Source organism: Kitasatospora sp. NPDC058218 (genome assembly GCF_042882445.1).
Classification (GTDB): Bacteria; Actinomycetota; Actinomycetes; order Streptomycetales; family Streptomycetaceae; genus Kitasatospora.
Genome location: NZ_JBHVWC010000022.1, coordinates 1 through 20,175, shown reverse-complemented (window position 1 = coordinate 20,175; position 20,175 = coordinate 1). Strand labels below are relative to the sequence as shown.

Here is a 20,175-nt window from a genome sequence, read left to right as displayed (position 1 = left end):
CCGCGCCCGTACAGGTGGGTGTCCGCGTCAGCGCGGTACGAACAGCGCGGCCCGCGTCCAGAGGCGGCCGTGCGCGTCCACCGGGGGAGAAGAGCCCATGCACAGCAAAAGTCGCACCAACCGGATCGCCGTACTCGCCGCGTCCGGGATCGCGGTGGCCGCCCTGGTCGCCGGGTGCGGGTCGTCCGGCTCCGGCGGTTCGGGATCCTCGACGCCCGCCGGTTCCGGTGCCACCTCGACGGCACCCGCGACGCCGAGCAGCCCCGGCACCCAGGACACCGCCACCCTGAAGACGGCCACCGACCCCAAGCTCGGCACCATCGTGACCGACAGTGCCGGCTTCACCCTCTACCGCTTCGACGCGGACACCGCGCAGCCCCCGATGTCCAACTGCAACGGCAACTGCGCCTCGATCTGGCCACCCGTTCCGGCGAACGGCTCGGTCACCGTCAAGGGCATCGACAGCAAGCTGGTCGGCACCGTCACCCGGGCCGACGGCAGCAAGCAGATCACCCTGAACGGCTGGCCGGCCTACCGCTACGCGCCCGACAAGCAGCCCGGTGACACCAAGGGCCAGGGCGTGGACGGCACCTGGTTCGCGCTGACCCCGGCCGGCGACAGGGCGGGCGCCGCGAGCTCCACCCCGAGCGCGCCCGTCACCCCCGGCGGCGGCTACTGATCCGCCCCGACGACGGTCCGGACCGGATGTGGAACCCTCGACCCGGAGGTACGGGTGCGCGAAAATGGCGTCGTGACCGACGAGCACCGCGGTGGCGGTGCGGCCGCACGCGGCGGCGCAGCCCCGGACGAAGAGCTGATGCGCGCCCTGTACCACGAGCACGCGGGGCCGCTCTTCGGCTTCGTCCTCCACCTGGTCGCGGGGGACCGCCAGCGCGCCGAGGACGTGGTGCAGGAGACGCTGGTCCGCGCCTGGCGCAACATCGACCGGCTGGACCCGGCCGCCGGATCGCTGCGGCCCTGGCTGGTGACGGTCGCACGGCGGATCGTCATCGACGGTCACCGCAGCAGTCTGGCCCGGCCGCGCGAGGTGGACCCATCGCCGCTGGAGCTGCTGCCCGCGGAGGACGAACTCGACCGGGCGCTGCGGCTGATGACCATCTCGGAGGCGCTCGGGGACCTCTCGGAGGCGCACCGGCAGGTCGTCGTCGAGACGTACTTCAAGGGCCGCACGGTGAACGAGGCGGCCACCGAACTCGGCATCCCGGCCGGTACCGTACGGTCGCGGGTGTTCTACGCACTGCGCTCGCTCAAGCTCGCGCTGGAGGAACGGGGAGTGACATCGTGACATCGTCCGAGCCCGGTCCGACCGGCCCCGAGCGGGACCGCGCCGCCGGCGCCGAGCACCTCGACGTCGGCGCCTACGTCCTCGGCGTGCTCGACCCGGCCGAGCGCGTCGCGTTCGCGGCGCACCTGGCCGACTGCCCCCGGTGCACCCGGGAGGTGGGCGAACTCGGCTTCATGGAGCCGCTGCTGGCCGAGTACGCGGCATCCGCCGAGGCCGCGGGGCTCGACCCGGCGGGGCCGGCGCCCCAGCCGGACACGCTGCTGTTGGACCGGCTGGTCGCCGAGGTCTCGGCCGGCCGCCGCCGGGGGAAGGTCCGACGGCTGGTCCTGGTCGCCGTGGCGGCGGTCATGGTGGTGGCCGGCCCGGCCGTCACCGCCGTCGTGGTCACCGCCGACTCCACGCCCGGTGTGGTCGCCGTCGCGTCCCAGCAGTTCGCCGCGACCGACGCGACCACCGGAGCGCACGCCGTCGTCGGCATCGACGGCAAGGGGTGGGGCAGCCAGGTCAGCCTCGAACTCTCCAATGTCCGGGGCCCGTTGAGCTGCGACCTGGTCGCCGTCTCGCACACCGGCGAGCGCCAGACCGTGACCACCTGGAGCGTCCCGGCCGCCGGTTACGGCAGCGCCGGTGCGGGCCCGGCCGCCCTGCGGACCAACGGTGGCACGGGCTTCGCGCCCACCGACATCGACCACTTCGAGGTCCGCACCCTGGACGGCGCCACCGTCCTGGTCACCGTCCCGGTCCACCCGGCCTGACCCGCCGCTCCCGCCTCGCCCGCCCGGAGCCCGGTTGGGGGGAGGCCGTCGACGCCTCAGCCGCGGTCGGTCTCGGCGAACGGCAGCCACGGCGGGTCGATGGCCATCAGCTGCTCGATCCGGGTGGCCGTCGGCCCGGGCCAGTGCGGGCTCGGCGTCCCGGCCGAGGTCATGTGCTCGCGCTGCCGGACACGCCCCCAGGCGACCCCGACCGCCGGCACGAAGCGGTGCCACCGCCCGCACGGACACGGGTCCAGCACCCGGCCGCAGCACCGGCACAGTTCGGCGCGGCCGTGCCCGGTCAGGATCGGGACGGGCGGCCCGTCGCTCCCGCAGGACGGGCAGCCGGGCAGTGCGGTGCCGTCCGCCGGCGCGTCCTGCCGTCGGACGTACGCGGGCAGTCGCAGCGGCGGATGGACGAGCGGATCGTGGGCCCAGACGACCGTCGGGGACCGCCACCAGGGCACCTGCCACCACGGCGGCGGCCCGGTCGGCGCCCGCTGCCCGGCCCGCTTCTGTGCCCGCCGCCGCGCCGCGTACCGGTCGGCCTGTTCCAGCCAGAGCACCCGGGCCTCGTGCAACTCCTCGACCGCCCGCACCAGCGACTCCGGGTCGGCGTCCAGATCGCGCGGCATGCGGGCGCTCAGCGTCAGGTGGTGGTACGTCGCCCGAAACCCGTACGGCGCGAACCGGGTCAGGCAGGTCAGCAGCGCGTTGTGCTGCCGGTGGGCGGGCAGCGAGCGGTCGTGGACGAGGGCGCGGTGGGTCAGGAAGCTGGTCACCTGCGGATGATGCCGCATCGGCGGTCCGGGAGGCCCGTGGGTTTCGCCGCCGCGTGGTGCCGGCCCGCCGCCTCAGGACCCGGCCGCTGCGGCGATCCGGGTGAGGGCGCGGGCGCAGCGGTGGGCGAAGAGCCGCTGGCCCAGCGGGAGCAGCGGGCCGGCGAGGTGGGCGAACCAGCGGTCCGGGCGGCTGAAGGCGTTGACGGTGAACCGGACGGCCTCGTCCGGGCCCATCTCGACCAGGAAGGTCTCCTCGCCGACCGCGAGGTGGCCGCGCCGGGTGCCGTACGCGAAGCCGTGGCGGTCGGGGTCGTCCACGCTCCAGATCACCCGGCAGGGGGCGGCGGCGCGCAGCGGACCGAGGCCGATCGCGCAGGTGACGGCGGTACCGGGGGTGGCGCGGGGGGCTTCGGCGGTGATGTGGACGCCGGCGGCGCGGTGCATCCGCCAGTCGAGCACGGCGGCTCCGGCGGCGTCCAGGGCGGCGCGGCCGTGGCCGATGAGGGCGCGGTGGCGCAGGTGGTTGTAGCCGGCGGGCAGCGGGCGGCCGGGGGTGGTGCTGGCCCCGGCCTCGGGGTAGTTGAGGTCGGTGGCGCGGGGACGGATCATCGCTGGGCTCCCTGCGGGTGCGGGTGCGGGTGCGGGTGCGGGTGGTGGCGGCGCGGCTCCGGGGTCGGCTCCGGCGGCCGGGTGAGGCGGCGCCAGGCGAGCAGGGAGCAGAGCGCGAAGCCGAGCGCGTTGCCGACGCCGTGGGTGGCGGCCATCCAGGTGAGGGTGGGGTGCGGGAGGCCGGACGCCTCGCCCAGCGCCCACCAGAGGGCGAGCAGCATGGTGGCGGCGAGTACGGCGGAGGCGATCCCGAGCAGCGCGGCGGCCGTCCGGTCGGCGGCGCGGGTGCGCAGGTCGCGCCAGGTGAGCAGGCCGACCAGCCACATCCCGGTGGTGAGCACCACGGCTCCGGCGAGTTCGGCCCAGTCGTCGACGAAGTAGCCGGCCAGGACCAGCACGGTGCCGAGCGGCACGCTGAGCGCGGCCCAGCGGGCGGCCCGGCTCGCCGGCGCGGCCCGGCAGACCAGCCCGGCGACCAGGGCGGCGGTGAACCCGGCGTAGTGGAAGTGCGGCACGGTCAGCGCCAGGATGTCGAGGTCGAACCCGAGGAGTTCGTGGCCCGAGCGCTCCGCGACCAGCGCCAGCCCGGCCACCGAGGGGGTGCCGAGCGCGGTGAGCACGGCGACCTCGCGCGGCGCGAGCGAGCGGGTGCGGGCGAGCCGCACCGGCGCGTGGGCGGCGAGGGCGAGGGTGCCGAGCGCGTAGAGGGCGGCGCAGCCGGTGGCGAGGCCGCCGCGCGGCAGCCAGAGCGAGAGCGCTCCGGGGACGGCGGCCAGCGGCCAGAGCCGGCGGACGCGGGCCAGCCCGGGTTCGTCGATCAGGGTCAGGCCGAGGGGGATCACCGCGCCCATGCCGAGCAGGACGAGCAGGTCGACCAGCTCCGTGGTGCCCTTGCCCATGACGGCCGCACCCCTTCCTTGAACACGTTCAATACCTTGCGCCAGTGACTGTACGCGGCACTATTGAACGTGTTCAAGTCGCCCCCGGGTCGCCTCCTCTGGTGTTCGTGCCGGGGGCGGCGCACTCTGGAGGAGGAACCTATGGAGGTGATCGGCCATGCAGACACTCGTCGGTTGGCACATCGAGATGGAGTTCCGCGAGGAGGGGCCGCGGACAGCCGCCGCCGCCCTGCTGAGACTCGGCGACGGAACGGAACTCCGCGCCCACGGCTACACCAGCCGCCACCCGTCGGACCCGGAACAGCTGCGGGTCGGCGAGGAGGTCGCCGCGGCCCGGGCGCTCAACGACCTCGCCTCGCAGCTCCTCACCAAGGCCCACGGCGAGATCCAGCAGGTGAGTCCGATCCCGACCCACCCGCTCTCGTGACGGCGCCGCACGCCGGTGCGGGGTCCGCCGCCGAGGATCCCCGGAGGGCGCGCATCCCGCTGATCTGCCCGCGGTGCGGGCGTGAGCAGCAGGTCGTTCCCGGCGGTCCCGACCGGGCGGTGCGCGTGGTGCACGTCGGGACCGGCCGCGAGGCCTGCGAGCCGGGCGACCTCGCCAAGGCTCCGGACGACGTGGCCTGACCGGGGGCCTGACCGGGATCGGGGTCGGGGCCGGGCGGGCCGCAGCGAACTTTGCAAAGTGTCTTTGCAAAGTGCCACGGGCAGGGACGGAAACGGTGCCGGGGGCCGGTCGCGCGACCGGCCCCCGGCACGTTGTGCCCAGGCCCAGGCCCAGGCCCGGGGCGGCCGGCGGTTCGGGCGGCTCGGCCGGTCAGTTCGGGCAGTAGGTCGTCGGCAGTTGCCACTCCGGCCCGATCAGCCGCCGCTCCACCCGGTCGAGCGTGATCCGGATGCCGACCGTCCCGGACAGACCCAGCCGGAACCGGCTGCGGGCCAGGGCGATCAGTGCCGTCATGCCGTACTTGTTGATCAGCGAGGCGCGGTAGCGCGCCGTGGCGTCCTCGTCGCAGACCGCCGCCCGGGCGGGGAGCTGGCGGCCGGTCGGCCGCCCGTGGGCGTCACAGGGGCCCACCAGCACCTCGGGGTGGCGGCGGATGCGCTCGGCCTCGCCGGAGTGGGCGGGTGTCCAGATGCCGAGTGCCGTGCCGTCGGCCACCACCCAGATCGCCGAGCACAGTCGGCCGCCGTCCTCGTCGAAGGTGGTGAGCAGGAGGTACCTGGTGTCGGCGAGCTGGTCATTACGGTCGTGCACGATGTCCTCCCTGTCCAGGGCGGTGCGGTGCCGCGGGCCGCGGTCGCGGCTCGGTGTCCGTGCTGCCGGGGCGGCCGGCCCGGTGACGGTGGCCGCCGGTGATCGCGTGGTGCTCCTCGGCGGTGGGCCGGGGGTCCGGGCACCCTCGCCGTGCGGTTCCACGGGAGGGTCCGTACGGGCGCGGGTGGGCGCACCGGCCGGGTGGGCCACCCCATTCTCGTCCACCGGGGCCGGTAGTTCGAGGGGGCGGGGCCGCTCGTGGGCGGTGAGCCGGTGCGGTTCGGCCGGCGCGAGCGGGGTGTGCGCCCCGGTGGACTCCCCAGTAACGGCGAGCGGCCCGCCCGGTGTCGAAACACCGGACGGGCCGCCGTGCACCCTTGTGTGTACCCCGCGGGGTCAGTGCACCAGCACCGGCACCTCGTTGTTCTCCGCCGCCCCCGACCCCGCCGCCGCCTGGTCGGGGCGACCGGCGTTGATCAGGGCGAAGGCGATCGCGGCGGCCGCGACCAGGATGCCGAAGGACCACCAGATCGCGGTCGAGAAACCGTGCACCATGCCCTGGAACTGCGCCGCCTGGGCGGCGGCCGGGCTGGTCGCGGCGGCCGCGTGGGCGGCCAGCCAGGTCGCGGTGGCGCTGGCCGCGATGGTGTTCAGCAGCGCGGTGCCGATGGCGCCGCCGACCTGCTGCGAGGTGTTGACCATCGCGGACGCCACGCCCGCGTCGCGCGGCTCGACACCGTGCGTGGCCAGGCTCATCGCGGGCATGAACGCGGTGCCCATGCCGAGGCCCATCAGGATCAGACCGGGCAGGATCAGCGCCGGGTAGGAGGTGTCCAGGCCGATCTGGGTCAGGATCAGCATGCCGACCGAGGCGACCAGGAAGCCGGGCGCCATCAGGTAGCGCGCCGGCACGCGGGTCATCAGCCGGGCGCCGATCTGGGTCGAGCCGGTGATCATGCCCGCCACCATCGGCAGGAAGGCGACGCCGGTCAGCACCGGGCTGTAGCCGAGCACGATCTGCAGGTAGTAGGTGAGGAACAGGAAGAGGCCGAACATGCCGATCACGGCCAGGCCCAGCGACAGGTACACCCCGCCGCGGTTGCGGTCCAGGACGACCCGCAGCGGCAGCAGCGGGGCCTTGACCTTCATCTCGACCAGGGCGAACGCGGCCAGCAGCACGACGGCGGCGACGAACAGGCCCAGCGTGATGCCGGAGGTCCAGCCGTCCGACTCGGCGCGGGTGAAGGCGTAGACCAGGGCGACCAGGCCGGTGGTGACCAGCAGCACGCCGGGGATGTCCAGACGGTTGCGGTTGCGGCCCTGGGCGGGCTCCCGGATCACCATGACGGCACCGACGGCGGCGACCACGGCGAACGGGATGTTGACGAAGAAGGTCCAGCGCCAGTTCATGTACTCGGTCAGCAGACCGCCGAGGATCAGGCCGATCGCGCCGCCACCGCCGGCGATGGCGCCGTAGATGCCGAACGCCTTGGCGCGCTCCTTGGCCTCGGTGAACATCACGGCCAGCAGCGAGAGCGCGGCCGGGGCGAGCAGTGCGCCGAAGACGCCCTGCAGGGCGCGGGCGCCGAGCAGCATGGCGGTGTTGGCGGCGGCGCCGCCCAGCGCGGAGGCCAGGGCGAAGCCGGTGAGGCCGACCACGAAGGTCCGCTTGCGGCCCCACAGGTCGGCGATCCGGCCACCGAACAGCAGCAGGCCACCGAAGGCCAGCGCGTAGGCGGTGATCACCCACTGGCGGTTGCCGTCGGTGATGCCGAGGTCCTTCTGGGCCGACGGCAGGGCGATGTTCACGATGGTGGCGTCGAGGACGACCATCAGCTGGGCGAGGCCGATGAATATCAGTGCCTTCCAGCGCCGCGGATCGGGCTGGGTGGCCGGCAGGGCGTCGGTTTTTGGCATGGAGGTACTCACTTCGGGGTGCGTGCTTACGGATCAGGACGAAGTCGGTGGGGCGGGGCGGGCACGGTCGGCCACGGCCGCCGGTACGGTCGTGGGCCGGCGGGGCCGTCGGTCAGCGCTGGGGCTGCGGGTCAGTGGTCGGGGTGGAAGTCCTCGAAGGTCGCGGCCCGGCCGGGCAGGGTCGAGCGGGCGGGCGCCCGCAGGCCGTCCAGGAACAGCTGCAGGTGCCGGTGGACGAACTCGTCCAGGAGTCGGCACGAGGTGCCCGGCAGCGGGCGGGTGAGCTGGCTCATCGCGATGAACAGGTCACCGTGGTCGGCGTCCGCCCGCAGCTCGCCGGCCTCCTTGGCACGCGCCATGAGGCCGCCGACGGCGGCCACCAGCCGCTCACGGGCGTCCACCAGCTCCGGATCGAAGGGGTCGACCTGGTTGGTGAGGATCGGGCAGAGCGCGCCGATCTTCTCCTCCACGGTGGCGTGTGCGAACCGCTCAAGGGCGTCGAACGGGCCGGAACCCTCCGCCGTCGCCGATTCGGCGATGGCCAGGATACGGCCCTTGATGAGCAGCGCCACCTCGCGGATCAGTGCCGAGCGGTCCGGGAAGTTCCGGTACAGCGTGGCGTTGCCGACGCCGGCCCGCTTGGCGATCTCGTCCAGCGGCGCGTCCGCGCCGAGCTCGACGAAGGCGTCCCGCGCCGCCAGGAGGATCCGCTCACGGTTACGAGTCGCATCCGCGCGCAGCTTCGGCGTACGGACGGGCTCCGTGCTGCGGGCAGGTGCGGCGGCGGTGCTGCTGCTCACTGCTTTGCTCCTCCCAGGGTAGCGGGGAGAAGTTCCCCGCTTAGGCCTACGAAGGAGCAAACGGGGATTCCCTCCCCGGAAATTCCCATCCCGGTGTGACCTGTGTCACAGTGCTTCGCGCGGCCTTCCGCGGCTCGCCGGAGCCGTACTCGCGCCCGCGGCCGACACCTGCCCGTCGGCGGCCCGGGCGCCCCGCCGGCCGCCACCCGCGCCCCGCCGCGCGTGCCCCGTCGCGAGGGTCAGACCGCCGCCGGGCGGCGCAGTGGGATCTCGAAGTGGACGGTGGCCACGCCGGGCCCGTGCTCGCCGCTCGGCCGGGCGTCGTACACCTCCTCGGCGAGGCTGCGCCAGAACGCCTCGGCGCCCGGGATCGCCGCGTTGGTGTGCAGGTAGAGGTGCTGGTAGCCGCCCTCGTTCACGGCGAACTCGCAGGCCTGGCGGACCAGTTCGCGGGCCAGCCCGTGCCGGCGGTGCTCGGCCCGGACATAGACCCGGACCAGCTGGGCGGTGGTGCCGCCGGGGTAGCGCTCGACGAGCTCGCGCGGATGCGGCGGGTGGGCGGGCCCGCTGGAGTGCAGTGCGGTGGTGGCGACCACCTCGCCGCGGTGGACGGCGACCAGCAGGGCGTGCCGGGGGTGGTCGAGGTAGTGGCCCTGGAGATCGACCACGTCGGCGTGCCAGGCGGGAACGTAGCCGTAGCCGAACTCGCGGTAGAAGGTGTCCAGGATCAGCCGGCGGGCTCCGGGCACGTCCTCGGGGCGGGCATGCCTGATCTCACAGGCGTCCTGACGGTCCATCAGGCGACTCCACTGGTCGGCTCGGGGGTGGGTTCCCGTCACCCTACATGAAAACGAGTTTCATCTGACGCCTCGCCGACGAGTCGGCCCCGGCGTGTTGAAAATGAAAACGAATGCCGTTACGTTCTCCCTCGGCACGTCGGACCGGCTTGCCGCACCCGTCGTCGAGAGGGAGATCCGTGGCGCATCTGCTGGTGATCGAAAGCTGGGTCGGCTCCATGAGCGGGCTGCTGCCCAGGGCGCTGGGGGAGGGCGGCCACCGCTTCACCTTCCTCACCCGCGACCTGCACCACTACCTGCGGGCGGCGCCCGCCGACGGCCCGCACCCGCTGCTCGCCGCGGAGAACGTGCTCACCGCCGACACCAACGATCCGGCCGCCCTGCTCCCGTACGTCGAGCGGCTGCACGGCGTGCTCGGCTTCGACGGGGTGGTCTCCTCCTGCGACTACTACCTGCCGCTGGTCGCCCGGGTCGCCCGCCGGCTCGGACTGCCCGGGCCGCCGCCGGAGGCCGTGGCCGCCGCCTGCCGCAAGGACCTCACCCGCCGCGCACTCGCCGAGGCCGGTGTCCCCGGGCCCGCGTACGCCCTCTGCGCCGACCGCGGGCAGGCACTGGCCGCCGCCCGGGTGCTCGGTTTCCCGCTGGTGGTCAAACCGGTCGACCTCTGCGCCGGGATGTTCGTCCGAGCGGTCCTCGACGAGCCCGAACTCATCGCCGCACTGAGGGCCCTGGAGGCCTTCCCGGTCAATGCGCGCGGCCAGCGCCGGGCGCCCGTCGTCCTGCTGGAGGAGCTGCTGACCGGCCCCGAGGTCAGCGTCGAGACGGTCTGCGCCGACGGCGTCGTCCATGTCGTCGGGATCACTGACAAGAGCGTCGGCGGCGCGCCCGCCTTCATCGAGACCGGCCACATGTTCCCCGCCGCACTGGCCCCCGCCGACGCGGCGGCCGCCACCGGCACCGCCGTCGCCGCGCTGGCCGCGCTCGGCCTGGACCAGGTCGTCGCGCACACCGAGATCAAGCTGACCCCGGTCGGGCCCCGGGTGGTGGAGGTCAATCCCCGCCCGGCCGGGAACCGGATCACCGAGCTGGTCCGGCGGGTCACCGGCGTCGACCTCGCCGCCGCCTGCGTGGACGTGGCCCTCGGCCGCCGCCCGGACCTCAGCGTCCACCCCACCGGCGTCACCAGCGCCGCGATCGCCTTCCTGGTCCCGGGGGAGGAGCAGGCCGGCCTGCTGGACGGCTTCGACGGCGAGCCGGCCGTCCGGCGCGACCCCGCCGTGGTCGAGCTGACTCTCGCCGGGCCCGGCCGCGACGTCCGGCCCGCCACCAGCAACAACGAGTACCTGGGCCATGTGATGACCGCCGACACCACCGGCGCCGGCGCCCGCCGGGCGGCCGAGCGGCTGCTCGCCGGGCTGACCCCCCGGTACGCCGCCGACGGCCCGGGCGAGGCGCCCACCGGGTCGGATGCGAACGGATCCGACGCGCCCGGGTTCGACGCGCCCGCGGCCGCCCTACCGGGCCCCGACGGCGGTGCGGCCGCCGGCCGTCCCGCCGAGGCCGCGGCGGTGCCCGCATGACCACCACCCTCCCCGGCACGGCCCTGGACCGGATCGCCGGGCCGGCCCGCGCCGGAGCGTACGGGCCCGACCCGGCCGGGCAGCGGATCGCCCTCGCCTTCACCACCGCCCAGGCCGTGCGGCACGCCGGACGCGCCCGCGGCTACCGCAACGAGGTGCTCAGCCTGCGCCTCGGCGCGGCCGTCGGCTCCTGCGCCGTCGAACCGGGCGAGCTGCCCGCCGACGCGCTCACCGACTGCGTCGGCGCCAGCGTCGCCGAGCTGCTCGACCACCCGCTCACACCGGTCCGGGTCGCCGCGCTCGACGCCTACCTGATGCACTGCCGCCCGCACGCTCCGGCCCACGGCGCCCGCCCGGTCGCCGTCCCGGCCGGCGGCTCGCTGGAGAAGTCCCGGGCCCGGGCGCGCGCCGTCGTCGGACTGCTCCCGGCCGGCACGGTCCGCCGGGTGCTGGTCGTCGGTGTGGTCAACTCCCTGCTGGAGCAGCTCCGTTCGCGTGGCATCGGGTACCTCGCGTGCGACCTGAAGGGCGGCACCACCGAGTGGGGCGAGCCCGTGCACCCCGACGCCCTCGCCCGGCTCGACGACTGCGACGCGATCCTCGCCTCCGGCATGACCCTGGGCAACGGCACGCTGGACCCGCTCCTCGCCCACGCCCGCGCCACCGGCAAGCCGCTGGTGCTCTTCGCCCAGACCGGCAGCGCCGTCCTGCCCAGGCTGCTCGGCGACGGCGTGAGCGCGGTCAGCGCCGAGCCCTACCCCTTCTTCTGGCTCGACGGCGGCCCCAGCCTGCTCCACCTGTACGGCGGCCCGCCGTCCGCCCGGCCGGACGGCGGCGTCCGGTGACCGCGCTGCTCGCCTCCACCGCCCTCGGCAACCCCGACCTTCTGCCCCTGCTCGGCCGCACCCCGCTCGCCCGGATCAGCACCCCGCTGCCGCACCCGCACCCCGGGTTCTGGGCCAAGCTGGAGGGCCTCGGTGCCGGCGGGATGAAGGCCCGCTCCGCCGTCGCCATGCTCCGCGGCGCCCACGAGCGGGGTGAACTCCGGCCCGGAGCCACGGTGGTGGAGTCCACCTCGGGCACCCTCGGGATCGGCCTCGCCTTCGCCGGACAGGCCCTCGGCCACCCCGTCGTGCTGGTGGGCGACGCCGAACTCGAACCGTCCATGCGCCAGTTGCTCCACTCCTACGGTGCCCGGCTGGAGCTCGTCGACCGACCGGCCCGGCACGGCGGCTGGCAGGCCGCCCGGCTGGCCCGGCTGCGCACCCTGCTCGGCCAACTCCCCGACGCCTACTGGCCCGACCAGTACAACAACCCCGACAACGCGGCCGGCTACCGGGCGATGGCCCAGGAGATCACCGCCGAACTCGACCACCTGGACGTGCTGGTCTGCAGCGTCGGCACCGGCGGCCACAGTGCCGGGCTCGCCGAACCGCTCCGCCGCCGCTGGCCGGCCCTGCGGATCATCGGCGTCGACTCGGTCGGCTCGACCATCTTCGGTCAGCCCGCCCGACCCCGGCTGATGCGCGGGCTCGGCAGCTCGATCCACCCGCGCAACGTCGCGCACCAGGCCTTCGACGAGATCCACTGGGTCGGCCCGGCCGAGGCCGTGGACGCCTGCCGGCGGCTGGCCCGCGGTGCGTTCGTCAGCGGCGGCTGGAGCACCGGCGCCGTCGCGCTGGTCGCCGCCTGGGCCGCCCGGGTGCAACCGGGCGCCGCCGTCGCCACCGTCTTCCCCGACGGCCCGCACCGTTACCTGGGCACCGTCTACGACGACGGGTTCTGCCACCGGCACGGGCTGGAGCCGGAGCGCGCCGTGCTGCGCCCGATCGAGATCCCCCACCCGGCGGCCGTCGAGGTCGCCGGCTGGGCGCGCTGTCGCACCGGGCGGACCGGCCCGGCCGATCCCGCGGACCCCGCCGCCGGTCACCGCCCCGCCGTCCACCAGCCCGCGGACCGCGGCGGCGCGGACGGCAGCACCGCCGACCATCGCACCGACCATCGCACCGTCGACCACCGCACCGACCACCGCCCGGAGGAGGGCCGATGAGGCTCGATGTCCGCACCGTACGGCTCCGGCTCGCCGAGCCGCTGCGGATCTCCCGTTCGGTGACCGTCGAGCGCGACGCCGTCCGGCTCGCCGTGCGCCACGACGGCCTCACCGGCCACGGCGAGGCCGTCGCCAGCGGCTACCTGCGGCTGCCCGCCGAGCTCATCCGACATGAGCTCGGCGGGCTGCGCCCGGCCCTGGAGCGCCTCCCGGACCCCGACCAGGCGCTCGCCGAACTCCGGTGCGGTGCGGCCCCCTTCAAGGAGCTGTCGGCCGGGGTGCTGGCCGCCGTCGAGGCCGCCCTGCTCGACCTGGTCGGTCAGCGGGCCGGCGAGCCCGTCCACCGGCTGCTCGGCCGGCCGGCGCCGGTGGCCGTCGCCACCGCCCGCACCATCGGCATCGAGCCGCCCGCCCGGGCCGCCGACCAGGCCACCCGGCTCGCCGCCGCCGGGTTCACCGTGCTCAAGGTCAAGGCCGGCTCCGCGGACCCCGCGGACGACCTCGCCCGGGTCCGCGCCGTCCGTGAGGCGGCTCCCGGGGCCCGGCTGCTGCTCGACCCCAACGGCGCCTGGACCCGGGAGCAGGCCCACCTCCTGCTCCCGGCCTTCGCCGCCGCCGGCGTCGAGGCCGTCGAGCAGCCGATCGCCCCCGGTGATCCGGACGCGCTCGCCGCCGTCGCCGAACGCTCGCCGATCCCGGTGATCGCCGACGAGGACGCCGTCGACTACGAGGACGCCTGCCGGCTCGCCGGGCGGGTCCACGGGGTCAACCTGAAGCTCGCCAAGTGCGGCGGTGTCCACCAGGTGCTGCGCATCCTCGCGGCGCTCCGGGGCAGCGGCACCGAGCTGATGCTCGGCTGCCTCGTCGCCAGCTCGCTCGGCATCGCCCCGGCCGTGCACCTCGCCGACCGGGCCCGCTGGGTCGACCTGGACGGGCACCTGTTGCTCGCCGACGACCCCTGGCAGGGCATCGGCGGCACCGACGGCACCGTCCGCACCCCGGACCGCGCCGGGCTTGGCGTCCTCCCGGCCCCCGCCGCGGGTCCGGCGGCCGGCCGGTGACGATACTGCGCGCCGTACGGAGCTTTCCGAAGCCCGTACGGCTGCTGCTGGTCAACCAGTTCGGCGTCAACACCGGCTTCTACCTGCTCGTCCCGTACCTCGCCGGCCACCTCGGGCAGGACCTCGGGCTCTCCGCCCTCGCCGTCGGCACCGTCCTCGGCCTGCGCAACCTCAGCCAGCAGGGTCTGTTCATCCTCGGCGGCTCGGCCGCCGACCGGCTCGGTGCCCGTCGCGTCATCATCGCCGGCTGTGCGCTGCGCTCCGTCGGCTTCGGGCTGTTCGCCCTCGGGGAGTCGCTGACCGTGCTGCTGGCCGCGTCGGCGCTCAGCGGGCTGGCCGGCGCCCTGTTCAACCCCGCCGTGCGGACCTATGTCGCGCACGAGGCCGCCGACCGCAAGGCCGAGGCGTTCGCGCTGTTCAACGTGTTCGCCACCACCGGGGCGCTGGCCGGCCCCCTGCTCGGCACCGTCCTGCTGCTGGTCGACTTCCGCGCCGCCGCGCTCACCGCCGCCGGCGTGTTCGCCCTGCTCACCGTCGCGCAGGCGTTCGCCCTCCCCGGGCGGGCCGTCCCGCCGCCGCCGCGCGGGGTGCTCGCCGACTGGCGCGAAGTGGCCGGCGACCGGGGGTTCCTGGCCTTCGCGCTCGCCATGGTCGGCCTGTTCGGCATGGAGAGCCAGCTCTACCTGCTGCTGCCCGACGCCGCCCGCCGCGCCACCGGCTGGGCGGGCGCGGTCAGCCTGGTCTTCCTCACCAGCACCCTCGCCAACCTCGCCCTCCAACTCCGCGTCACCACCCTGCTCCAGCGGCACGGCCCGCCCGGCCGCTGGATCGCGGCGGGCCTCGCCGTCGCCGCGACCGGCTTCCTGCTCCCGCTCACCGCCCCCGGGCTGCCCGGCGTCCTCGGTGGCGTGCTGCTGCTCCAACTCGGTCTGATGACCGCCCAGCCCTTCGTCCTGACCCTCATCCCCGCCTTCGGCCGCGCCGGCCTGACCGGCACCTACTACGGCCTGTACTACGTGGTCTCCGGCCTCGCCGCCGCCGTCGGCAACACCGCCGTCGGCCGCGCCATGGACGGCTCCGCCGCCGCGCCCTGGCTGCTCTGCGCCGCCCTCGGCCTCGGCTCCGCCGCCGCGCTCGCCCGGCTGCACCGCACCGGCCGACTCCCCGCCCCCGCCCGCCCACTCCCCAGCGAGGCCCGATGACCGGCCACAACCTGCTCACCGACACCCCGGAGCTCTACGAACTCCGCTTCCCCGACCCGGGGTTCATCGCCGCCCGATGGGCCGAGTCGGTGCTCCGCGACCACCGCGCGGGACCGGACGTGCTCGACCTCGGCTGCGGCACCGGCCGGGACGCCGGCTGGCTGCACCGCGCCGCCGGACGCACGGTGACCGGTCTCGACAGCTCGGAGGCGATGATCCGGCACGCCCGCACGCACCACCCCGGGCCCGACTACCACGTCGGCGACATGCGGACCTTCCGCCTCCCCGGCCGGTTCGACGCCGTCCTCTGCCTGGACAGCGTCCTCCTGTACTGCCACACCAACGAGGACCTCGACGCGCTGTTCGGCCGGCTCCGCCGCCACCTGCGCCCGGGCGGCCTGCTGGTCGCCGAGATGCGCAACGGCGCCTTCTTCCTCGGCCGCACCGAACTCCTCGACACCCCGCGCACCGACAGCGTCTCCCGCGACGGCGTCACCCACACCTCGCACACCGTGCTCCGGATCGACCACGCAGCCCAACTCCTGCGCCGCACCAGGACGTGGACCAGCGACGACGGCTCCCCGGCCGTCGAGCAGTACTCCGCCTGGCGGCTGCTCTTCCCGCAGGAGCTTCGCCACCTGCTCGCCGCCCACGGCTTCACCGTCCTCGACCTCTACGACCGGCCCGGCCCGCGCACCGAACCGGCCTGGACCGACGGCGACCGTCCCGCCGACACCGCCGCCGACGACCGCCTCCACCTGGTCGCCCGGCTCGAAGGCCGGCACCTCCCGAACTCGCCTACCGGAAAGGGCAGATGACCCGATGAGCCGCCCCCTTGCCCGCCGCACCGTGCTCGCCGCCGCCGCAGGCACCCTCGGCCTCGCGGCCTGCAGCCCGGGGCGCACGAACCCCGTGGCCGCCGACGCCGACGCCGACGCCGGCACCGCGCCGCGCGCCGGCGGGCGGCTGCGCGCCGTCTTCGCCGGCGGCGGAGCCGGCGAGACCCTCGACCCGCACCTCGTCAACCTCTTCGCCGACGCCGCCCGGGCCAAGGCCCTCTACGACAAGCTCGCCGACTTCGGCTCCGACCTCGCCGCCGTGCCCCGGCTGGCGAGCGGCTGGGAGCCCAACGCCGCCCTGGACACCTGGACGGTCCGGCTGCGTCCGGCCGCCTTCCACGACGGCCGGCCCGTCACCGCCGCCGACGTGTTGCACAGCTACCGCCGAATAGCCGACCCGAAGCGGGCGTTCCGGGCCCGCGCCTCCCTCGAACCGATCGACCTCGCCGCCAGCCGGGCCGTCGACGCCGCCACCGTGGAGTTCCGGCTCAAGCGCCCGTACGCCGAATTCCCCAACGTGCTGGCCGCGTTCGGTGCCTACATCGTGCCCGAGGGGGCGGAGTCCTTCGACCGGCCGGTCGGCTCGGGCCCGTTCGCCTTCGTCGGGTTCGAGCCCGGCCACTCGCTGCTCCTCCGGCGGTTCGACGGCTACTGGGAGGGCGCCCCGCACCTGGACGGGCTGGAGATCCTCGACGCCGCCGAGGAGTCGGCCCGCGCCAACGCCCTGCTCGCCGGACAGGCCGACTACGCCCACGAGTTGACGCCCGCCACGGCCCGTGCGCACCAGGGCGGCGGGCGGATCGGGATCGTCCGGCTGCGGGGCAGCGCGATGCAGGGGTTCGTGATGAAGACCGACCGGCCGCCCTTCGACGACCCGCGCGTGCGGCAGGCCTTCTTCCTGATCGCCGACCGGCAGGAGCTGGTCGACGGCGCCCTCTCCGGGGCCGGCGAGATCGGCAACGACCTCTTCGGCAAGGGCGCCCGGTACTACCCGGCCGCCCTGCCCCAGCGCACCCAGGACCTCGCCCGGGCCCGCGCCCTGCTGCGCGAGGCCGGGGCCGAGGGGCTGAAGGTCACCCTGGACACCTCCCCGGTCGCCGCCGGTTTCGTCGAGGCGGCCGGCATCTTCAAGGAGCAGGCGGCCCGGGCGGGCGTCACCGTCGAGGTGAAGGTCGGCAGCAAGGACACCTACTGGAAGGACATCCTGGACGGCGGCGTGCTCGCCTCCTACCGCTCGGGCGCGCTGCCCATCGAGTCGCACATCTCCCAGCGGCTGCTCTCCGACTCCACCACCAACGCCGGCCACTGGCGCCACCGGGACTTCGACGACCTGTACGCACAGGCCCAGTCCACCGCCGACCAGGCGGCCCGCGCGGCGCTCTACGAGCGGATGCAGCGCCGGCTGTACGACGAGGGCTGCTTCCTGATCTGGGGCTTCGCGGACTGGATCGTCGGCACCGCACCCCGCCTGCGCGGCGTCGACGCCGAGGCCCCCGCGAACACCCTGGACTGGGCCCGCTTCGACCAGGTCTGGCTGGCGTGAGCACACCGCTGCGGGCCTGGGCCGGACGCCGGCTGCTGCTCGGCGCGGCCCAGGTGGCGGCCGTCCCGGTGCTGGTCTTCGCCCTCACCGAGGCCCTGCCCGGCGACGCCGCCGTCGCCCTGGCCGGGGACGACCCCGGGCCGGCGCGGATCGCCGCGATCCGCGAGGCGCTGCGGCTCGACCACCCGGCGGTCGAACGATTCGCCGACTGGGTGGGGGAGTTGGCGCACGGCGAACTCGGGCGCTCGCTGGCCGGCGGCCGCCCGGTGGCCGGCCTGCTCGCCGACGCCCTCGGGCCGACGGTGCTGCTGGCCGCGCTCACCCTGGCCCTGCTCGCCCCGACCGCGGTCGGCCTGGGCATGCTCGCGGCCCGCCGCGAGGGAGGGCCGCTGGACCGCGCGATCAGCACCCTGACCCTCGCCGTCCACGCGGTACCGGAGTTCGCCCTCGGAGTGCTGCTGACCGCGGTGTTCGCGCTGCGGCTGGACTGGCTGCCACCGACCGCCGTCGGCGGACTCGGGCGGCAGCCGGCCGTCCTGGTCCTGCCGGTGCTGGTGCTGCTGGCGCGCCCGGTCTGCTCGATCGCCCGGCTGGTCCGGGCCGGCCTGATCGAGGCGATGGCCGCGCCGTACGCCGTCCACGCGCTGCGGTGCGGCGTCGCGCCGGCCCGGGTGCGCTGGACGCACGCCCTGCCCAACGCGCTGGCCCCGGCCGCCCAGCAACTCGCCCGGACCGCGGACTGGCTGCTGGGCGGGGTGATCGTCGTCGAGGCGCTGTTCGTGATCCCCGGCCTCGGCACCGTGCTGCTGGACGCGGTCGCCGCCCGGGACGTTCCGGTGGTGCAGGCCCTGGCGGTGCTGTTCGGCGTGGTGACGGTGCTGCTCAACCTGGCCGCCGACCTGGTGGCCCGTCGGCTGGCGCCCCGGGCGGAGGTGGCGGTGTGAGGGCGCGGGAGGCCGGGAGCGCCGGTGGCACGCGCCGGTACCTGCTGGGCGCCGCGCTGATCGCCGGGCCGCTGCTGCTCGCGCTGTTCGGTCCCCTGCTCGCGGGGGAGGCCGGGCCGCGCGCGGTCTCCTTCACCCCGGGCGGCGGGCACTGGCTGGGCACCGACTTCACCGGGCGCGACGTCTGGCGCCAGATCCTGCTCGGTGGGCGGCCGGTGGTCCTGGTGGCGGTCGCCGCGACGGCGCTCGGGTACGCGTTGGCGCTGCCGCTCGCGCTGGCGGCCGCGCTCACCGGGCGGGCCTGGCTGGAGGAGGTGCTGCTGCGGCCGGTGGACGTGCTGATCGCGGTGCCCTCGCTGCTGCTCGTCCTGCTGGCCGCCACCGCCCTGTCGCCCGGGCCGGCCGGGCTGGCCCTCCTGGTCGCGGTGGCGGCCGTGCCGGACATCGCCCGGGTGGTGCACGCGGCCGCCGTGGAGGCCGCCGCGCGCCCGGCGGTGGAGGCACTGCGGCTGCACGGGGAGTCCTGGTCGCGGATCGCGTTCGGCCAGGTGGCCCGGTCGATCCGCCGCACCCTCGCCGCCGATGCCGGCACCCGGCTGGTCGGCGCGCTCCACCTGGTCGCCACGGCGGCCTTCCTCGGCCTGGGCGTGCAGCCGGACGCCGCCGACTGGGCGGTGATGGTGGACCGCAACCGACCCGGCCTCCTGCTCCAGCCCTGGGCGGTGGTCGTCCCCGCGCTGCTGATCGCCGGCCTCGCCACCGGCACCAACCTGCTGCTCGACGCCGCCCTGCACGGCGGCGGCGGGAAGGGGACGCGACGATGACCGCACCGGTGCTGGTGAGCGCGGACGGCCTGCGGGTGACGGTGGACGGGCGAGCACTGGTGGACGGCGTCGGCCTGCGGGTGCGCCGGGGCCGGGTGACCGCCCTGGTCGGGCCCTCCGGCAGCGGCAAGACCACCACCGCGCTCGCCCTGCTGGGGGAGTACCCGCCCGGGGCGCAGGTCGGCGGTACGGTCACCGGCTCGGCCGGCCCGATCGGCTACCTCCCGCAGCACCCCGCCACCGTGCTCAACCCGGCCCGCCGGGTCGGCGTGCTGCTGCGCGACATCGCCCGCCGGACCGGCGTCGGACCGGCCGCCGTCGAGGGCGCTCTGCGGGACGCCGAACTGGTAGGTGTGGAGGGCGTGTTGCGACGATTCCCGCATCAGCTCTCCGGCGGCCAGCAGCAACGCGTGGTGCTCGCCCAGGCACTGCTGCTCGGCGCACGGGTGATCGTCGCCGACGAGCCCACCACCGGCCAGGACGCGCGCACCAAGGCGCGGCTCACCGCCCTGCTCCGCACCCTGGCCGCGCGCGGCACGGGCATCCTGCTGCTCAGCCACGACCTGGGCGTGGTGGCGGAGCTCGCGGACGAGGTGGTCGTCCTCGAAGCGGGCCGGGTGCGGCGCTGCGGCCCGCCGTCGGCGGTGCTCGACGAGCCCGCGCCGGTGGTGCCCGGCCGGCCCGCCCCGGCCGTCCCCCCGGCCCGGCCGCGCCCGCCCGGGCCGGCGCGCCTCGCCGTCACCGGCCTCACCGCCCGCCACCCCGGCGGCGGTGCCGTCCTGCACGACGTGCACCTCACGCTCCGGGCGGGGGAGTGCCTGGCCCTGGTCGGCCGCTCCGGCAGCGGCAAGACCACGCTGGGCCGCTGTCTCGCCGGGCTGCACTCCCGCCACCGGGGCCTCCTGCGGCTCGACGGCGCACCGCTGCCGCGTAGTGTCCGGCGCCGTGACCGCGCCGAACTCGCCGCCGTGCAGTACGTGTTCCAGGACGCCCGGGCGGCCTTCGCGGG

22 protein-coding genes are annotated in these 20,175 nt (G+C 75.6%); 15 read left to right on the top strand and 7 right to left on the bottom strand.

Going from position 1 to position 20,175, the window contains the following annotated elements; translation table 11 throughout:
* Nucleotides 1-97 precede the first annotated feature (97 nt).
* The 3 genes from ACFVYI_RS15915 (at nucleotide 98) to ACFVYI_RS15905 (ending at nucleotide 2,061) form a co-directional block, all read left to right on the top strand.
* Nucleotides 98-679, top strand: coding sequence for a hypothetical protein (locus ACFVYI_RS15915; RefSeq protein ID WP_387885535.1), 582 nt, complete (start codon nucleotides 98-100; stop codon nucleotides 677-679).
* 72 nt (nucleotides 680-751) lie between these two features.
* Nucleotides 752-1,306, top strand: a complete 555-nt coding sequence (locus tag ACFVYI_RS15910) for a sigma-70 family RNA polymerase sigma factor (protein ID WP_387885532.1) — start codon at nucleotides 752-754, stop codon at nucleotides 1,304-1,306.
* A complete protein-coding gene (locus tag ACFVYI_RS15905) occupies nucleotides 1,303-2,061 on the top strand; it encodes a zf-HC2 domain-containing protein (protein ID WP_387885530.1) in 759 nt (252 codons plus the stop codon). Before ACFVYI_RS15910 ends, ACFVYI_RS15905 begins: the two co-directional genes overlap by 4 nt.
* Nucleotides 2,062-2,117: 56 nt before the next feature.
* On the opposite strand, the gene ACFVYI_RS15900 is transcribed toward ACFVYI_RS15905, so the two are convergent.
* From ACFVYI_RS15900 to ACFVYI_RS15890, 3 genes are all read right to left on the bottom strand, one after another.
* Nucleotides 2,118-2,843: a hypothetical protein gene (locus tag ACFVYI_RS15900; RefSeq protein WP_387885529.1), complete on the bottom strand. Its 726-nt coding sequence runs from the start codon at nucleotides 2,841-2,843 to the stop codon at nucleotides 2,118-2,120.
* A gap of 72 nt (nucleotides 2,844-2,915) precedes the next feature.
* Nucleotides 2,916-3,452 carry a DUF1990 family protein gene (locus ACFVYI_RS15895; protein WP_387885526.1) on the bottom strand — a complete coding sequence of 179 codons (537 nt, stop codon included), beginning with the start codon at nucleotides 3,450-3,452 and terminating at the stop codon, nucleotides 2,916-2,918.
* A complete protein-coding gene (locus ACFVYI_RS15890; RefSeq protein ID WP_387885525.1) occupies nucleotides 3,449-4,351 on the bottom strand; it encodes a YndJ family protein in 903 nt (300 codons plus the stop codon). Before ACFVYI_RS15890 ends, ACFVYI_RS15895 begins: the two co-directional genes overlap by 4 nt.
* A 157-nt stretch (nucleotides 4,352-4,508) precedes the next feature.
* On the opposite strand from ACFVYI_RS15890, the gene ACFVYI_RS15885 reads away from it, so the two are divergent.
* Nucleotides 4,509-4,778, top strand: a complete 270-nt coding sequence (locus ACFVYI_RS15885; protein WP_387885524.1) for a DUF1876 domain-containing protein — start codon at nucleotides 4,509-4,511, stop codon at nucleotides 4,776-4,778.
* Complete coding sequence (locus tag ACFVYI_RS15880) at nucleotides 4,775-4,978, top strand: hypothetical protein (RefSeq protein ID WP_387885521.1); 204 nt, start codon at nucleotides 4,775-4,777, stop codon at nucleotides 4,976-4,978. The genes ACFVYI_RS15885 and ACFVYI_RS15880 overlap by 4 nt, the downstream gene beginning before the upstream one ends.
* Before the next feature lie 190 nt (nucleotides 4,979-5,168).
* Here ACFVYI_RS15880 and ACFVYI_RS15875 read toward each other — a convergent pair whose 3' ends face one another.
* The 4 genes from ACFVYI_RS15875 to ACFVYI_RS15860 all read right to left on the bottom strand — a co-directional run bounded on the left by ACFVYI_RS15875 (nucleotide 5,169) and on the right by ACFVYI_RS15860 (nucleotide 9,123).
* Nucleotides 5,169-5,609: a PPOX class F420-dependent oxidoreductase gene (locus tag ACFVYI_RS15875; protein ID WP_387885520.1), complete on the bottom strand. Its 441-nt coding sequence runs from the start codon at nucleotides 5,607-5,609 to the stop codon at nucleotides 5,169-5,171.
* A 396-nt stretch (nucleotides 5,610-6,005) separates the two neighbouring features.
* On the bottom strand, nucleotides 6,006-7,526 hold the full coding sequence (locus ACFVYI_RS15870; protein WP_387885518.1) for an MFS transporter: 1,521 nt from the start codon (nucleotides 7,524-7,526) through the stop codon (nucleotides 6,006-6,008).
* Between the two features lie 131 nt (nucleotides 7,527-7,657).
* Nucleotides 7,658-8,326, bottom strand: a complete 669-nt coding sequence (locus ACFVYI_RS15865; RefSeq protein ID WP_387885515.1) for a TetR/AcrR family transcriptional regulator — start codon at nucleotides 8,324-8,326, stop codon at nucleotides 7,658-7,660.
* A gap of 239 nt (nucleotides 8,327-8,565) precedes the next feature.
* Nucleotides 8,566-9,123: a GNAT family N-acetyltransferase gene (locus ACFVYI_RS15860; RefSeq protein WP_387885512.1), complete on the bottom strand. Its 558-nt coding sequence runs from the start codon at nucleotides 9,121-9,123 to the stop codon at nucleotides 8,566-8,568.
* Between the two features lie 179 nt (nucleotides 9,124-9,302).
* Between ACFVYI_RS15860 and ACFVYI_RS15855 the strand changes: the two genes are divergently transcribed.
* The 10 genes from ACFVYI_RS15855 to ACFVYI_RS15810 form a co-directional block, all read left to right on the top strand.
* Nucleotides 9,303-10,703 carry an ATP-grasp domain-containing protein gene (locus tag ACFVYI_RS15855; protein ID WP_387885510.1) on the top strand — a complete coding sequence of 467 codons (1,401 nt, stop codon included), beginning with the start codon at nucleotides 9,303-9,305 and terminating at the stop codon, nucleotides 10,701-10,703.
* Nucleotides 10,700-11,548: a Rossmann-like domain-containing protein gene (locus tag ACFVYI_RS15850; protein WP_387885509.1), complete on the top strand. Its 849-nt coding sequence runs from the start codon at nucleotides 10,700-10,702 to the stop codon at nucleotides 11,546-11,548. Before ACFVYI_RS15855 ends, ACFVYI_RS15850 begins: the two co-directional genes overlap by 4 nt.
* Nucleotides 11,545-12,753, top strand: coding sequence for a PLP-dependent cysteine synthase family protein (locus ACFVYI_RS15845; RefSeq protein WP_387885506.1), 1,209 nt, complete (start codon nucleotides 11,545-11,547; stop codon nucleotides 12,751-12,753). The genes ACFVYI_RS15850 and ACFVYI_RS15845 overlap by 4 nt, the downstream gene beginning before the upstream one ends.
* Nucleotides 12,750-13,814, top strand: coding sequence for a dipeptide epimerase (locus ACFVYI_RS15840; protein WP_387885503.1), 1,065 nt, complete (start codon nucleotides 12,750-12,752; stop codon nucleotides 13,812-13,814). The genes ACFVYI_RS15845 and ACFVYI_RS15840 overlap by 4 nt, the downstream gene beginning before the upstream one ends.
* Entirely contained in the window at nucleotides 13,811-15,016 is a 1,206-nt protein-coding gene (locus ACFVYI_RS15835) for an MFS transporter (RefSeq protein WP_387885501.1), read from the top strand. The genes ACFVYI_RS15840 and ACFVYI_RS15835 overlap by 4 nt, the downstream gene beginning before the upstream one ends.
* Nucleotides 15,013-15,834, top strand: coding sequence for a class I SAM-dependent methyltransferase (locus ACFVYI_RS15830; RefSeq protein WP_387885498.1), 822 nt, complete (start codon nucleotides 15,013-15,015; stop codon nucleotides 15,832-15,834). The genes ACFVYI_RS15835 and ACFVYI_RS15830 overlap by 4 nt, the downstream gene beginning before the upstream one ends.
* 4 nt (nucleotides 15,835-15,838) lie before the next feature.
* Complete coding sequence (locus ACFVYI_RS15825; RefSeq protein WP_387885496.1) at nucleotides 15,839-17,398, top strand: ABC transporter substrate-binding protein; 1,560 nt, start codon at nucleotides 15,839-15,841, stop codon at nucleotides 17,396-17,398.
* Entirely contained in the window at nucleotides 17,386-18,342 is a 957-nt protein-coding gene (locus ACFVYI_RS15820) for an ABC transporter permease (protein WP_387885752.1), read from the top strand. Before ACFVYI_RS15825 ends, ACFVYI_RS15820 begins: the two co-directional genes overlap by 13 nt.
* Nucleotides 18,339-19,166, top strand: coding sequence for an ABC transporter permease subunit (locus tag ACFVYI_RS15815; RefSeq protein WP_387885494.1), 828 nt, complete (start codon nucleotides 18,339-18,341; stop codon nucleotides 19,164-19,166). The genes ACFVYI_RS15820 and ACFVYI_RS15815 overlap by 4 nt, the downstream gene beginning before the upstream one ends.
* Nucleotides 19,163-20,175: ABC transporter ATP-binding protein (locus tag ACFVYI_RS15810; RefSeq protein WP_387885492.1), on the top strand; the 1,013-nt coding region annotated here is incomplete at its 3' end. The genes ACFVYI_RS15815 and ACFVYI_RS15810, both read left to right, overlap by 4 nt.